This window comes from Chryseobacterium amylolyticum, assembly GCF_051011775.1.
GTDB lineage: Bacteria > Bacteroidota > Bacteroidia > Flavobacteriales > Weeksellaceae > Chryseobacterium.
Genome location: NZ_JBPCHX010000004.1, coordinates 145,877 through 159,856 on the forward strand (window position 1 = coordinate 145,877; position 13,980 = coordinate 159,856).

Genomic DNA, 13,980 nt, shown 5'->3' on the forward strand with positions numbered 1-13,980 from the left:
ATTTTCTTAGAAATCTTAAGCCAGTTTCATCAAAAGATTTTCGTCAATCTTCTCTACTTTCACAATATTGTTTTTTGTCAAAGTCTTGGAAGCTTTATCCCATTTTTTACCGGATAACTGGCTTCTTTCTTTTACTTGAGCCAAAGCCATCGGTTCTTCCTGGGAATTAAGGATTTCAAGGATTACTTTTTCATCCTCTCCCAATTCAATCTGCGGTGCAGCTTTTTCCGGTCTCATCTGAGGGAAGAATAATACTTCCTGAATCGATGCATTATTGGTTAGGAACATAATCAATCTGTCCATTCCGATTCCTAATCCTGAAGTTGGCGGCATACCGTATTCCAATGCTCTCAGGAAGTCCTGATCGATGAACATTGCTTCATCATCTCCTCTTTCAGATAAAGCCATCTGTGCTTCAAAACGCTCTCTCTGATCAATAGGATCATTAAGCTCTGAATAAGCGTTGGCAATTTCTTTACCGCACACCATTAATTCAAAACGTTCTGTTAAACCTTCCTTGCTTCTGTGTTTCTTTGTTAATGGAGACATTTCAATCGGATAATCTGTAATGAAAGTCGGCTGAATGAAGTTTCCTTCACATTTCTCACCGAAGATCTCATCAATAAGTTTTCCTTTACCCATCGTCTCGTTCACTTCAATGCCGATAGACTTTGCGAAATCATATAATTCCTGCTCAGTTTTTCCTGTAATATCGAAACCTGTAAATTTCAGGATCGCTTCTGTCATAGAAACCCTTGGGTATGGAGCTTTGAAATCCACTTCATGTTCCCCAAAAGTAGCTTTTGTAGTTCCGTTTACCTGGATCGCACAGAATTCCAGTAATTTCTCAGTGAAATCCATCATCCAGTTATAATCTTTGTAAGCCACATAGATTTCCATAGCAGTAAATTCCGGGTTATGGGTTCTGTCCATCCCTTCGTTTCTGAAGTTTTTGGAGAACTCATATACTCCGTCAAAACCACCTACGATTAGTCTTTTCAGATATAATTCGTTGGCAATTCTTAAATATAATGGAATGTCTAATGCATTGTGGTGCGTGATAAACGGTTTTGCTGCTGCTCCACCTGGAATCGACTGCAGGATTGGGGTTTCCACTTCAAAATATCCTGCATCATTAAAGAAAGTTCTCATGGCATTGAACAATTTTGTTCTCTTCACAAAAATTTCTTTTACCTGTGGGTTTACCGTTAAATCTACATAACGCTGTCTGTATCTTAATTCAGGATCTGTAAAGCCATCGTGTACCACTCCGTTCTCGTCAGTTTTAGCCTGGGGAAGAGGACGTAAAGCCTTTGTAAGAAGCGTAAAGTTTTTCACTAAAACCGTCTTCTCTCCTACCTGAGTGGTAAACAATTCTCCTTCGATACCAATAATATCACCGATATCCAAAAGGTGCTTGTATACTTCATTGTATAGTTCTTTATCTTCACCCGGACAGATCTCGTCCCTGTTGAAATAAACCTGAATTTTTCCTTTAGAATCCTGCAATTCTGCGAAAGAAGCTTTCCCCTGAATTCTGCGGGACATCAATCTACCAGCGATCTTTACCTGTTTACTTTCAGAAAAATCCTGTTTTATAGATTCTGTCGTATCTGTAATTGTATACTCATCCGCAGGGAACGCATTAATCCCCATTTCAGTAAGCTTGTTCAGCTTTTCTCTTCTAATGATTTCTTGTTCTGATAATTGCATTTCTTATTTTTCTAAAAGCGTACAAATTTAGGCATTTTTGACTTGACCGTCAATGGCTTTTTTAAGAAATTTTAAAAAGTAGCAGAGATGCAGGGTGTTGAGGTCCGTGTTACGTGTTACCGGGCTAAGGGTGTGAGATTCGAGCCTGGATTATTGTGCTATTGGCCTCAGCCCTTAAACATTGAACTTTAAACCTTGAATTTTAAATAAACCAGTTTTTTCTGTCTTTTTGAGGAATAAATGTCCAGGCAAGTATTCTGCTTACTTTTTGTCCCTGGGCCATATCGATGGTTTTCACTTCTGCAGCTTTTACTTTCTTTAAAAGATTCGTCAGTTTATTGAGATTATCTTTTTTAGAAACCAGACATGTGAACCAAAGAACCTGCGATGAAAACAATGTACTTTCATTGATCATTTTAGTAATAAAAGCAAGTTCACCACCTTCACACCAAAGCTCAGACTGCTGACCGCTGAAGTTAAGAAGAGGTTGGGTTTTCTTCGATTGATGAAGGTTTTTTGTTTTCCTGATATTTCCTTTCATGGCAGACTCTTCAGAATCATGAAAAGGAGGATTGCACATTGTAAAGGTAAATCTGTCTTCCGGATTAATGATATTGACAAAGATATGGTCTGCATCAGGCTGACTTTTCAGCTGAATAACAGAAGCCAGATCCGGGTTCTGATCTAAAATATGCTGAGCATTTTTCAAAGAATCCTGATTGATATCCGTCCCCAGCATGGCCCAACCATAAGATCTGTGACTGATTAAAGGATAGACAAGATTGGCGCCTGTTCCTATATCCAGACCTTTTACAGAATTTCCTGCCGGAATTTTGTCAAGCTGTTCGGCTAAGAGATCGGCAATATAATGGACATAGTCTGCTCTTCCCGGAATAGGCGGACAGAGATTGGTGTCTGGAATATCCCAGCCTTTAACATGATAAAAATGTAAGAGTAAGGCTTTGTTGAGCAGTTTCACTGCCTGTGGAATGCTGAAATTAATGGTTACCGTCTGATAAGCATTCACAAAAACATAATGTTTCAGTTCCGGCACACAAGAAATAAGCTGATCAAAATCATAGGGATTACGATGCAGGTTTCTTGTGTGCAGACTGGATTTTTCAGCGGACATATTTTATTTCTTCTGACTCAAAATATATTCCACCATTTTTTTGGCATCTTCTTTTGACACCTGTGGATGGGCAGCCATAGGCACACTTCCCCATACACCACTTCCGCCTTCTATAATTTTGGAAGCCAGCAATTCCGTATCCTTTTCAGAATACTTTCCTGCAATTTCCTGATAAGAAGGTCCTACCATTCTTTCATTCACAGCGTGGCATCCTGAGCAATCCAATGTTTCGATGATCTGATCACCGGAAAGATTGGATTTTGCCGGTTCTGAAACGGTAGCCGTTTCAGAAGAAGCTGCCACTTCTGCTGTATTTTCTTTTTTAGAACAGGAAAGGATCATAAGACCCATCACTCCTGCCAAAAGTATTTTTTTCATTATTTCTTCGCAGTAGAATCTGTTTTAGCAGCTTCAGGTGCAGGTGCAGCCGGAGTTGCAGCAGCTGGAGCGGTAGTTTTAGCAGTAGAATCTACAACTGTAGTTGCTTCCGGTTCTTCAAGCATTGTGTTGCTATCCTGTAAAGAGTGATCCGGCTTTTTTTTGCAGCCTGTCAATAATAAACCTCCGATAAATGCGATTGCTAATACTTTTTTCATTTTTTTCTAATTTGGAAGCAAAAATATAAAAAATAAACTTTTAAACTTATGACAAATGTTTTCTTTAGGAAATATTTTTACGTCAGGATCTTAACCAAATGACAAAAAAATAATTCAAACATCAGAGAGTTTTAAATAAGTTGTTATTTTTGTATATCGGATGATTCAAACCAAAACTCAACTTATTAATTGAAAATGTATGATTAAAAAAAATGTATCAGGTACAACGTTCTTTGTTGTATTTTCTTCCCTCCTTCTGTCATGTGATAACTCCTCAAACGAGCCACAATCAGAATATTCTGATAAAATTGAATCGGTAACGCTTTTAAAAACAACAAAATCCTGGGACGGAACAACGTATCCGGCCTATCCTGCAAGCCAGCCGGAAATTTCGGTTCTTAAAATTGCCGTACCTCCCAATTCAGCCCTGAACTGGCACAAACATCCGGTCATTAATGCCGCGTATGTGGAAAAAGGCGAAATTCAGATTGAAAGAAAAGAAGACGGCAAAACGCAATGGGTAAGAAAAGGTCAGGTACTTCCTGAAATGGTTAATACCGGCCACAGGGGCAAAACCGGAGAACAGGGAGCAACTTTGATTGTTTTCTACAGCGGAACACCAGACATTCCATTGTCTGAACCAGTACAGTAGAAAGTTCAAACGCCAGGTTCGCAAAGCCATTATGTTAAAACTCTGTTTTTCGTTATCAGGACTACTACTTTAGCTAATGACATTACATTTTGCTGAGTAAAAAGCCTTTAGGTTCTCTCTAAACATTTGCATTAATTATATCTTTGCGATCCCGGCGTTTAAATAATTATTATATTTAATGCATGGTTTTAATTTCAAAAATTCTGTTTTTCACCAGTCATCATGGTTTTTATACTGTGATTCTGCTGCTGGTGTTCTTTGGAGGGCTTTCCTACCTGACCAAAAAAGCCTGGCTTTTAATTCCTATCATTCCTCTGGCGATATTGAACGGGTTCGGAGGACAGTTCCTAAATGCGTGGTTCTTGAATAAATACGGTGTTGAAAGCACTGCGATCATTACTGCTGATGTAGAGACCAATTCTACCCTGAATGACATGTATATTCACGATTATGAAGCTATTGTAAAGAAACAGGACGGAAAATACACCACTACTTTCTTCTCTACTACCAGTGCTGCAATTTATCCAATCCGAAATTCAATCAGAATTCCGGATGACAAGGATATTCCCGTAAAATACATCCCGGGATATGAGAAAAACATTGTCATCCTTTATGACCAGTCCAGGGAAGGAAAAATTGTATTACAAAATGAAAAACTGGCTCCCGTTAATTCTGCAAAAATAAAATATGAGGCAGACAGAACGAATAAGGAATTCATTAAAGAATATATTAATGCGCTCGAAAATTATGTAAAAGACTATGATGATGAAAATTACAATAAGAAACTTGAGGAATTAAGGCAGGAACTCAAACAGCTTAAATAAAAGGTTTCAATGTTAAGTTTTTTTATTTTCAGAAATTTTTTAGTCCAGGTATAAAAAAAATTTCTACATTTGTCCCATGTTTAAAATGAACAACAATATTTGGTGGTGGCTTTCAAACTCTTCGTCGGGTCTGAAGGTATTGTCATGTTGTTAATTACAGCAGAAATAATCAAAAAACAATATATAGGCTTTGACGGATACCGTTGAAGCCTTTTTTATTCTTTAACCTTACAAAAAACAAAAAGATGTTTACAGACACAATCAAAATAAAAACTGTTTCGAAAAAAACACTGGGAGACCTTCACACTCCCATGAATATTTACCTCAAGATCAGGGATAAATTCCGTGATACAATTCTTCTGGAAAGTTCAGATTCAAAAAGTATTGATAATAACTTTTCCTTTATTGCAGTGAATGCCATTGCCGGAATTGAAGTAAAAAACCTCAACAAATACGAAATTAAACTTCCTGCCTCTACTCCTGTAAAGCAGTTTATTATGGAGCGGAATATCACAGATATTTTTGAAGATTTCCGCAATATTTTTAAATGTGAACCCACCAATGACGCAATAGAGCAGACAGCCCAGAGCCTTTTTGGGTATACAAGCTTTGAAGCGGTACAGTTTTTTGAAAACATCAGCCTTAAAGCACAAAGCAAAGAAGTTGAAATTCCTGTCCTGAGATACAGATTATACCAATATGTGATTGCTATCAATCATTTCAATGATGAGATGTATCTTATCGAGAATTTTATTGATGGAGTAAAATCTGAGCTTCACCTGTTGGAAAATCTTATTAAAAATCAGAATACTCCTATTTATCCTTTCGAGAAAACAAGTGAGGAAACCTCCAATATTACAGATGAAGAATATATTGAACTGGTAAAAACAGCTCAGAAACACTGCATGCGCGGAGACGTTTTCCAATTGGTTCTGAGCAGACGATTTGAACAGAAATTCAAAGGAGATGAGTTCAATGTTTACCGGGCTTTGAGAAACATCAACCCTTCCCCTTACCTTTTTTATTTTGATTACGGCAATTATAAATTATTCGGATCAAGTCCTGAAAGCCAGTTAATCATTAAAGATAATAAAGCCACCATCCATCCGATTGCCGGAACATCCAAAAGAACGGGAAATTTTGAAGCTGACCTTGAAGCCATTGAAGTCCTGAAAGCCGATCCTAAAGAAAACGCAGAACATACCATGCTGGTGGACCTGGCAAGAAATGATCTTGGAAAGCTAGGAAAAAATGTAACGGTGACCAAACTTAAAGAAATCCAGCTGTTCTCGCACGTTATTCATATGGTAAGTGAAGTGACTGCTGATGTTTCTGATGATATTAATCCTCTTGAAATGGTGTCTGCCACCTTTCCCCAGGGAACCCTCAGCGGTGCACCCAAACATAAAGCGCTTCAGCTGATCAATCAATATGAAAAAGATTCCCGCGGTTATTATGGCGGCTGTATAGGAATCATCGGACTGAACGGAACCTGCAACCAGGCCATTATGATCAGAACTTTCTTAAGTAAAAACAATACATTATTTTACCAGGCAGGTGCCGGACTGGTGGCAAAATCTGTCCCGGAAAATGAGCTGCAGGAAGTCAATAATAAACTGAATGCCCTTAAAAAAGCTGTGGAAAAAGCAGAAAAAATAGTTGAAAAATAAACCCACCAACTATCAACCAGCAACAAAAATAACCAGCAACAAAAAATAACCAGCAACTATCTAACAAAAAAGCAATGAACAACACTATAAACTCTCAACAGCCGTCACTCAAAGTCCTCGTTTTCGATAACTATGACAGCTTCACATACAATCTGGTCCAGATCATCGAAAGAATTCTGAATCAAAAAGTGGATGTGGTAAGAAATGACGAAATCACTCTGGAAGAAATCGGAAAATATGACAAAATCATCCTTTCTCCCGGCCCCGGAATTCCCGAGGAAGCAGGTATTTTATTAGACCTTATCAAAGAATATGCTCCTACAAAAAGCATCTTTGGTGTATGTTTAGGCCAGCAGGCTATCGCGGAAGCTTTCGGGGGAAGCCTGATCAATCTGTCTGAAATCTTTCACGGAGTGGCTACCACGACTGAGCTGGTGAAAGAAAATACCAAACTTTTCAAAGATTTGCATTCTGGTCTGGAAGTGGGAAGATACCACAGCTGGGCAGTCAATACTGAAGGTTTCCCGGAAGAGCTGGAAATCACTGCTGTAGATAAAGACGGAATGATCATGGCTTTACAGCACAAAACGTATGATGTACATGCTGTACAGTTTCACCCTGAAAGCATTTTAACGCCCGAAGGTGAAATGATCATTAAAAACTTCCTACTGTCATGAAAGCTTTAGAAAATCCTTCAGCAACTATAAAAGCACCTCAAATGAAAGAAATACTGCAATACCTGTTTAATCATAATACGCTTTCAAAATCAGAAGCTAAGGCTACGATGATTGAGATTGCACAGAATAAATTCAACTCCGCAGAGGTTACTGCCTTCATCAGTGTTTTCCTGATGCGGAATATTACCCTGAAAGAACTGGAAGGCTTCAGAGAAGCTTTATTACAGATGGCCGTTCCTGTAGACATTGATTCCAGTGATGCCATTGATATTGTAGGAACGGGAGGTGATGGAAAAGATACGATCAACATCTCTACACTGGCCAGCTTTGTGGTAGCCGGAGCCGGTCAAAAGGTAACCAAACACGGAAATTACGGAGCTTCTACCACTACAGGCTCTTCCAATGTACTGGAAGAATTAGGCTATCAGTTCAAAAACAATTCGGAACAATTGAATGAGGATCTTGAAAGAGCCAACATCTGCTTCTTACACGCTCCTTATTTTCATCCCGCACTTCAATCTGTTGGATTATTGAGAAAATCTCTGGGATTAAGAACATTTTTTAACCTCCTGGGCCCGTTAGTGAATCCTGCAAAACCCAAATATTCAATGATTGGGGTGTACAATCTCGAAATTGCCAGAATTTATCAGTATCTTCTTCAAAAGGAAGAACGTGAATTTATTCTGGTCCACGGTCTGGACGGATATGATGAGATAAGCCTTACCGGCGACAGCAAAATCATCACGAAAAACGGTGAGGAAATCTATTCTGCTGAAGACTTAGGCTTCAATGCTGTAACGCTGGAAGATATTAAAGCAGGAAACTCCATTCAGGAAACCGCAAAAATATTTATGAATATCCTGGAAGGAAAGGGTACGGAACAACAGAACTCTGTGATTCTGGCCAATGCTTCAGTAGCGCTGTACAACACACACCGCTTCGGAACATATGATGAATGTCTTCTACTGGCTAACGAAAGTCTGCAAAGCGGAAAAGCATTGAAAAGTTTTAATCTTTTGATTAATTAAAATTCACCATTTACTAAATTCTAAACACAAAAATGACCATACTGGATAAAATTATCGAACGAAAAAAGGAAGAAGTTGCATCAGCTCAATCAAAAATGCATCTTGATCACCTAAAAGACAGTGCTCTTTTCAGGAGAAAAACAATTTCTCTGAAAGAATCTGTCAAAAATAAAAATGGGATCATCGCTGAGTTTAAAAGACAATCTCCTTCAAAAGGAATCATCAACAATACCGTGGAACCATTAGAAGTGATTTCAGCATACGAAAATTTTGGAGCCAGTGGAATTTCCATTCTTACCGACAGAGATTTTTTCGGAGGGGATTTAACGGATATTGTAAATGTAAGAGAACAGATTACAATTCCCATACTCCGTAAAGATTTCATGATTGATGAATATCAGTTTTATGAAGCTAAAAGCATCGGTGCTGACGTGGTTCTACTGATTGCATCTTGTCTTTCACCGGATCAGGTTCAGGAATTTACAGACCTGGCCCACGAACTGAAAATGGAGGTTTTGCTGGAAATTCATACCGAAGATGAACTGAAGCATTTTAATTCAAAAATTGATCTGGTAGGCATCAACAACAGGAACCTTAAAGATTTCAAAGTAGATCTGCAGCATTCCGTTCAGCTGAAAAATCAGCTTCCGAAAGGCGTTTTGTCTGTTGCAGAAAGCGGTATTTACAGTCTGGAAGATTTCAGATTTTTAAAGGAAAAAGGATTTGACAGCTTTCTGATGGGCGAATATTTTATGAAAAATACAAATCCGGCCAAAGCGTTTGAAGAATTTGCTTCTCAAATTTTAAATAATAATTAACAATGAACCTGCAACCTCCGACCTTATACCAGCCATCTTTGCTCAAAGTCTGCGGACTCACAAAGCCGGATCAGATTCAGGAATTGATTTCTATGAATGTAGATTTCCTCGGTTTTATTTTCTATGAAAAATCACCGAGATATGTTTTGAATCGTCTGAGTACGGAAGAGATCTCAGCTATTGATCATCAGGGAAAAACTGGTGTTTTCGTTAATGAAAAAATGGATATCATTCTACAGATGGTACAAAAAGCAGGATTGAATTTTGTTCAGCTTCATGGCGATGAAAGTGATGATTTCATTGTTGAACTAAGACAAAAACTGAATCCGGCAGTTGGTATTATTAAAGCAATAAGGATCGGAAACAATGCAGCTGAAAATAAAATGAAAATAACGCAGGTTTTTCACTTTCAACGGACAACCTGCAATCTGCAACCTGTCACCTATTATCTTTTTGATACAGACAGCAAAGCCTTTGGCGGAACAGGAAAACAATTCGACTGGAATATCCTGAATGAACTTGAGATTCCTCTACCCTACTTTTTAAGCGGTGGTATTTCAGAAGACAACATCGGGAATATTGAAATATTGAAGCATCAGCCTTTTGCACTGGATATCAATTCAAAATTTGAAACAGAGCCCGGACATAAAAATATTGACAGAATAAGAGAATTTAAAAGCCTGTACCAGCAGAATAATAATAAAAAAAAACACAATGATGAATATACATTTGCTAAAAAAGACATTTTACAAAACATTATTTCCCCCTAAATTCGGGAATGAAAAAATTCAGAACCTGTACCATTTTGTTGCGGAGAATGACAGTAACACAGAACATTGGGAAGCAGGCGGGTTATTGTCTGATTTCATCTGTATCATTAAAGATTTTGAAGAAGGAGATATCCAGTATTTTTTTGAAAGAATCAGCCTGTGGAACAGCTATTATCTGGTTATTATTTCGGATAAATTTTTAGAAAACCATGTCAGATCAGTGGTAAAGTATGACTTAGGATTAATTTATGCTAAAATATTTTTACTTTATGACGATTCTGACTCTTACTATCTGATTGATAATCTCGAAATTGCTATCACGATGTATCAGTCGAAAATAGACAAAGCAACCTTAATAGATTTAATGCACAAAATTGAGTTGTTATATTATAAAAAACTGATCACCAAACAACAATATGATTACCATCTTACATTTATTAATAGTTTAAACCCATGAAATATCAGATAAAAGAAACTCAGGATTTAAAGGAAAAGGAAATAGAACATATTTTGCAACTATGGGATATTTCTGCATGGAACGCCATGAAATCTGCCTATTTTATTACTTTTTTTAAAGATTCGGAATTTCATTTCCTGTTGGATACGGATGAAAATATACTGGCGGTTATGCGGGTGAATTTTGATTTTACCTTAGAAATAGCAGGCAATGAATATTCCTTTGCTGAAGTGGTAGGACTTGTTTCCGCTCATAAAAAGAAAGGATATGGAGCAGCGTTGGTTCGTCATTTCAAAGAGAATGCTGTACAAAGAAATCTGGAGGCGATTGGTTTCTGCCATTCGGATCTTCGTCCTTTTTATGAAAAATGTGATATTGAAATACTTCATGACAAAGCCAAAATGATCAAAGAAAGTATCGGCTCGGAATGGGTGAATTCTGAAGATGATGATATTTTGATTTTTCACACCACACAGGAAAGAAAAGAACTGCTCAACCAGCTGAGCCCACAAAACAATGCTTATTTAATGACTAAAGAATAAAAAAATGAATTATAAAAACCCCGATGAAAACGGATATTATGGAGAGTTTGGAGGTGCTTTTATTCCCGAAATGCTCTATCCTAATGTAGAAGAGTTACAAAGAAACTATCTTGAAATTATAGAATCTGAAGATTTTCAGGCTGAGTATCAGGATTTGCTGAAAAACTATGTAGGACGTGCTACACCGCTATATTTTGCTAAAAATCTAAGCCAGAAATACAATACGCAGGTCTATCTGAAACGGGAAGACCTCAACCATACCGGAGCCCATAAAATCAATAATGCCCTGGGACAGGTTCTTCTGGCAAAACGTCTCGGAAAAACGAGAATTATTGCTGAAACCGGAGCCGGGCAGCATGGTGTTGCCACTGCTACAGCATGTGCTCTGTTGGGTTTACAATGCATCGTTTATATGGGAGAAATTGATATCCAGAGACAGGCCCCGAATGTGGCGAGAATGAAAATGCTGGGTGCAGAAGTTGTAGCAGCCACTTCAGGTTCAAAAACCCTGAAAGATGCTGTGAACGAAGCCCTGAGAGACTGGATCAACAATCCTGTAACGACTCATTATGTGATCGGAAGCGTGGTTGGCCCTCACCCGTTCCCGGATCTTGTGGCACGATTCCAGAGTATCATCTCAAAGGAAATCAGAGAACAGCTTAAAGAAAAGACCGGAAGAGAAAATCCTGATTATGTGATTGCCTGTGTAGGTGGCGGGAGTAATGCTGCCGGGACTTTCTATCATTTTGTAGAAGAAAAGGAAGTAAAAATTATCGCCGCTGAAGCCGGTGGTCTGGGTGTAGATTCAGGAAAGTCTGCTGCCACTACTTTTTTAGGAACGCTTGGTGTACTTCACGGAAGCAAAAGTCTTGTAATGCAGACGGAAGACGGACAGGTTATTGAGCCGCATTCAATTTCCGCAGGACTGGATTACCCTGGAATAGGACCTTTTCATGCGAATTTATTCAAAGAAAAAAGAGCTGAATTCTTTAGCATTAATGACGATGAAGCTTTGCAATGTGCTTTTGAGCTGACCAAACTGGAAGGAATTATCCCGGCATTGGAAAGCGCTCATGCCCTTGCTGTTCTGGACAAAAAGAAATTTAATGAAAACGATATCGTTGTTATTTGTCTGAGTGGCCGTGGGGATAAGGATATGGAAACGTATCTGAAGAATTTGTAAAATGTCAGATGTAAAATGTCAGATGTAAAATGTACAATGTACTTTCTCACCTGAGTTTAATACTACTTTATACATTGTACTTCGTACATTATACTTTGTACATTATACTTTAATACAATAAAAAATGAAAAAACTGAATATATACTTCACAGCAGGAATTCCACAACTGGAAAATACCGCTGATATTATACAACTGATTCAGGATTCCGGAGCAGATATGATTGAAATCGGAATGCCTTATTCTGATCCTGTAGCAGACGGCCCTGTGATCCAGAAAGCTCACGAACAAGCTTTACAAAACGGAATGACCATTGAAAAACTGCTGTCACAATTAAAAGCCATCAAAGACAAAATCAGAATTCCTGTTATTCTGATGGGCTACATCAATCCGGTATTGAGTTTCGGATTTGAGAAATTTTGTGCGGCGTGTGCAGAAAGTGGCGTTTCAGGACTGATCCTCCCTGACCTCCCTCCTATTGAATTTGAGAAAAATTATCAGCAGATTTTAAAACAATACCATCTTAATTTCACCTTTCTTGTAACTCCGGAAACATCCGATGAAAGAATGATCTATCTGGATTCATTAAGTTCAGGATTTCTGTACGCAGTAAGTTCTTCTTCCACCACCGGAAATGAAAATGCAGTTGTAAAAAATGAAGATTATCTTTCCAGACTCGCTGCCCTTCCGCTTAAAAATCAGATAATGATCGGGTTCGGGATTAAATCGAAAGAAGATTTTGAAAATGTAACGGAAAAGGCAGATGGCGGTATTATCGGAACTGCCTTTGTCAATATCCTTCTGAATGATAAAGACTGGAAAAAGAATGCCATAGATTTTATCCATTCTATAAAAGCGTAAAATTCACTAAATTTGTATATCAAAAATTGCAATGAATACAAATCAGAATAAAGTAGTAGAATTTGAAGATTTAGGAATCAGAGAATATCAGCCGGCCTGGGATTATCAGGAGCAACTGATGAAAAACATCATTGATACCAAAATAAAAAACAGGGATCTTCCTGCTGAACAACATAGTACCACCCCGAACCACCTTCTTTTTGTAGAGCATCCGCACGTGTATACATTGGGAAAAAGCGGGCATGAAGAAAATATGCTTGCCGGTATTGATACACTGAAAGAAATTGATGCCACTTTCGTGAAAGTAAACCGTGGCGGAGATATTACCTATCATGGCTACGGACAGGTTGTGGGCTATCCTATTCTGGATCTTGAAAACTTTTTTACAGATATTCATTTATATATGAGAAACCTGGAAGAAGTGATCATCAGAACCATTGCCGAATATGGTATTAAAGGAGAACGTTCCCCGGGAGAGACCGGAGTATGGCTGGATGTAGGAAAACCTTACGCCAGAAAAATGTGTGCTATGGGCGTGAAAGCTTCCCGCTGGGTAACCCTTCATGGTTTCGCACTGAATGTGAATACGGATATGCGTTATTTTGAATATATCATCCCATGTGGTATCAAAGACAAGCAGGTGACTTCTTTAAAAAGAGAGCTTGAAAGAGAGTTGACACCAGAAGAAATGGAAGAGCTGAAAGCAAAGATCAGAAAACATTTTGCAGACGTTTTTCAGGCAGAATTGCTTTATAAATAATCAGAATAATTTTCATCAAGATATAAGAATGCCAGTTTCAATAAATGAAACTGGTTTTTTAGTTTAATCCGTAGTTAAGATTCTTACGGAATGGACAGAGTATAAACAGCTTATCTTATTGAAAAACATTTGTATGTCAGGAATAAATTATCCATCCACCTTGTCCATTCCGTAGGAATCCAGTTCCTGAAATTCTATTTCAAGATTTTTCTACTTTTACAGAATTCTACTATTATTGAGACTGTTTTTAGATGTAATCCGTATTACATCGTTGAGATTCCTATGGAATGAACAAAGTA

The 13,980-nt window shown here is 38.0% G+C and carries 16 protein-coding genes; 12 read left to right on the forward strand and 4 right to left on the reverse strand.

Features of this window, described 5'->3' with window-relative positions; translation table 11 throughout:
• Window positions 1-15: 15 nt before the first annotated feature.
• From lysS to ACR1PO_RS12615, 4 genes are all read right to left on the reverse strand, one after another.
• Window positions 16-1,713 carry a lysine--tRNA ligase gene (gene lysS, locus ACR1PO_RS12600; protein ID WP_142725616.1) on the reverse strand — a complete coding sequence of 566 codons (1,698 nt, stop codon included), beginning with the start codon at window positions 1,711-1,713 and terminating at the stop codon, window positions 16-18.
• A 202-nt stretch (window positions 1,714-1,915) separates the two neighbouring features.
• The gene (rlmF, locus tag ACR1PO_RS12605) at window positions 1,916-2,845 is read right to left on the reverse strand and encodes a 23S rRNA (adenine(1618)-N(6))-methyltransferase RlmF (protein ID WP_332388509.1); all 930 of its coding nucleotides are present in this window, start codon (window positions 2,843-2,845) and stop codon (window positions 1,916-1,918) included.
• A 3-nt stretch (window positions 2,846-2,848) separates the two neighbouring features.
• Entirely contained in the window at window positions 2,849-3,223 is a 375-nt protein-coding gene (locus tag ACR1PO_RS12610; RefSeq protein ID WP_374463951.1) for a c-type cytochrome, read from the reverse strand.
• Window positions 3,223-3,441 carry a hypothetical protein gene (locus ACR1PO_RS12615; protein ID WP_433986967.1) on the reverse strand — a complete coding sequence of 73 codons (219 nt, stop codon included), beginning with the start codon at window positions 3,439-3,441 and terminating at the stop codon, window positions 3,223-3,225. Before ACR1PO_RS12615 ends, ACR1PO_RS12610 begins: the two co-directional genes overlap by 1 nt.
• Before the next feature lie 199 nt (window positions 3,442-3,640).
• Here ACR1PO_RS12615 and ACR1PO_RS12620 point away from each other — a divergent pair, with 199 nt between their 5' ends.
• The 12 genes from ACR1PO_RS12620 to lipB all read left to right on the forward strand — a co-directional run bounded on the left by ACR1PO_RS12620 (window position 3,641) and on the right by lipB (window position 13,681).
• A complete protein-coding gene (locus tag ACR1PO_RS12620) occupies window positions 3,641-4,093 on the forward strand; it encodes a cupin domain-containing protein (RefSeq protein ID WP_433986968.1) in 453 nt (150 codons plus the stop codon).
• Window positions 4,094-4,275: 182 nt separating this feature from the next.
• Window positions 4,276-4,917: a hypothetical protein gene (locus ACR1PO_RS12625; RefSeq protein ID WP_433986969.1), complete on the forward strand. Its 642-nt coding sequence runs from the start codon at window positions 4,276-4,278 to the stop codon at window positions 4,915-4,917.
• Window positions 4,918-5,162: 245 nt separating this feature from the next.
• Window positions 5,163-6,587 (forward strand): anthranilate synthase component I family protein, encoded by a 1,425-nt coding sequence (locus ACR1PO_RS12630; RefSeq protein ID WP_433986970.1) that lies wholly within the window; start codon window positions 5,163-5,165, stop codon window positions 6,585-6,587.
• Between the two features lie 74 nt (window positions 6,588-6,661).
• The gene (locus ACR1PO_RS12635) at window positions 6,662-7,264 is read left to right on the forward strand and encodes an anthranilate synthase component II (protein WP_433986971.1); all 603 of its coding nucleotides are present in this window, start codon (window positions 6,662-6,664) and stop codon (window positions 7,262-7,264) included.
• Window positions 7,265-7,305: 41 nt separating this feature from the next.
• The gene (gene trpD, locus ACR1PO_RS12640) at window positions 7,306-8,292 is read left to right on the forward strand and encodes an anthranilate phosphoribosyltransferase (protein ID WP_332388525.1); all 987 of its coding nucleotides are present in this window, start codon (window positions 7,306-7,308) and stop codon (window positions 8,290-8,292) included.
• 32 nt (window positions 8,293-8,324) lie between these two features.
• Complete coding sequence (trpC, locus tag ACR1PO_RS12645; protein WP_433986972.1) at window positions 8,325-9,110, forward strand: indole-3-glycerol phosphate synthase TrpC; 786 nt, start codon at window positions 8,325-8,327, stop codon at window positions 9,108-9,110.
• 2 nt (window positions 9,111-9,112) lie between these two features.
• Entirely contained in the window at window positions 9,113-9,880 is a 768-nt protein-coding gene (locus ACR1PO_RS12650) for a phosphoribosylanthranilate isomerase (RefSeq protein ID WP_433986973.1), read from the forward strand.
• On the forward strand, window positions 9,825-10,337 hold the full coding sequence (locus ACR1PO_RS12655; protein WP_433986974.1) for a hypothetical protein: 513 nt from the start codon (window positions 9,825-9,827) through the stop codon (window positions 10,335-10,337). Before ACR1PO_RS12650 ends, ACR1PO_RS12655 begins: the two co-directional genes overlap by 56 nt.
• Complete coding sequence (locus ACR1PO_RS12660) at window positions 10,334-10,879, forward strand: GNAT family N-acetyltransferase (RefSeq protein ID WP_433986975.1); 546 nt, start codon at window positions 10,334-10,336, stop codon at window positions 10,877-10,879. Before ACR1PO_RS12655 ends, ACR1PO_RS12660 begins: the two co-directional genes overlap by 4 nt.
• 4 nt (window positions 10,880-10,883) lie before the next feature.
• Entirely contained in the window at window positions 10,884-12,062 is a 1,179-nt protein-coding gene (trpB, locus tag ACR1PO_RS12665) for a tryptophan synthase subunit beta (protein ID WP_433986976.1), read from the forward strand.
• A 124-nt stretch (window positions 12,063-12,186) separates the two neighbouring features.
• On the forward strand, window positions 12,187-12,921 hold the full coding sequence (trpA, locus tag ACR1PO_RS12670) for a tryptophan synthase subunit alpha (protein ID WP_433986977.1): 735 nt from the start codon (window positions 12,187-12,189) through the stop codon (window positions 12,919-12,921).
• A 31-nt stretch (window positions 12,922-12,952) separates the two neighbouring features.
• The gene (gene lipB / locus ACR1PO_RS12675; RefSeq protein ID WP_433986978.1) at window positions 12,953-13,681 is read left to right on the forward strand and encodes a lipoyl(octanoyl) transferase LipB; all 729 of its coding nucleotides are present in this window, start codon (window positions 12,953-12,955) and stop codon (window positions 13,679-13,681) included.
• Window positions 13,682-13,980 lie beyond the last annotated feature (299 nt).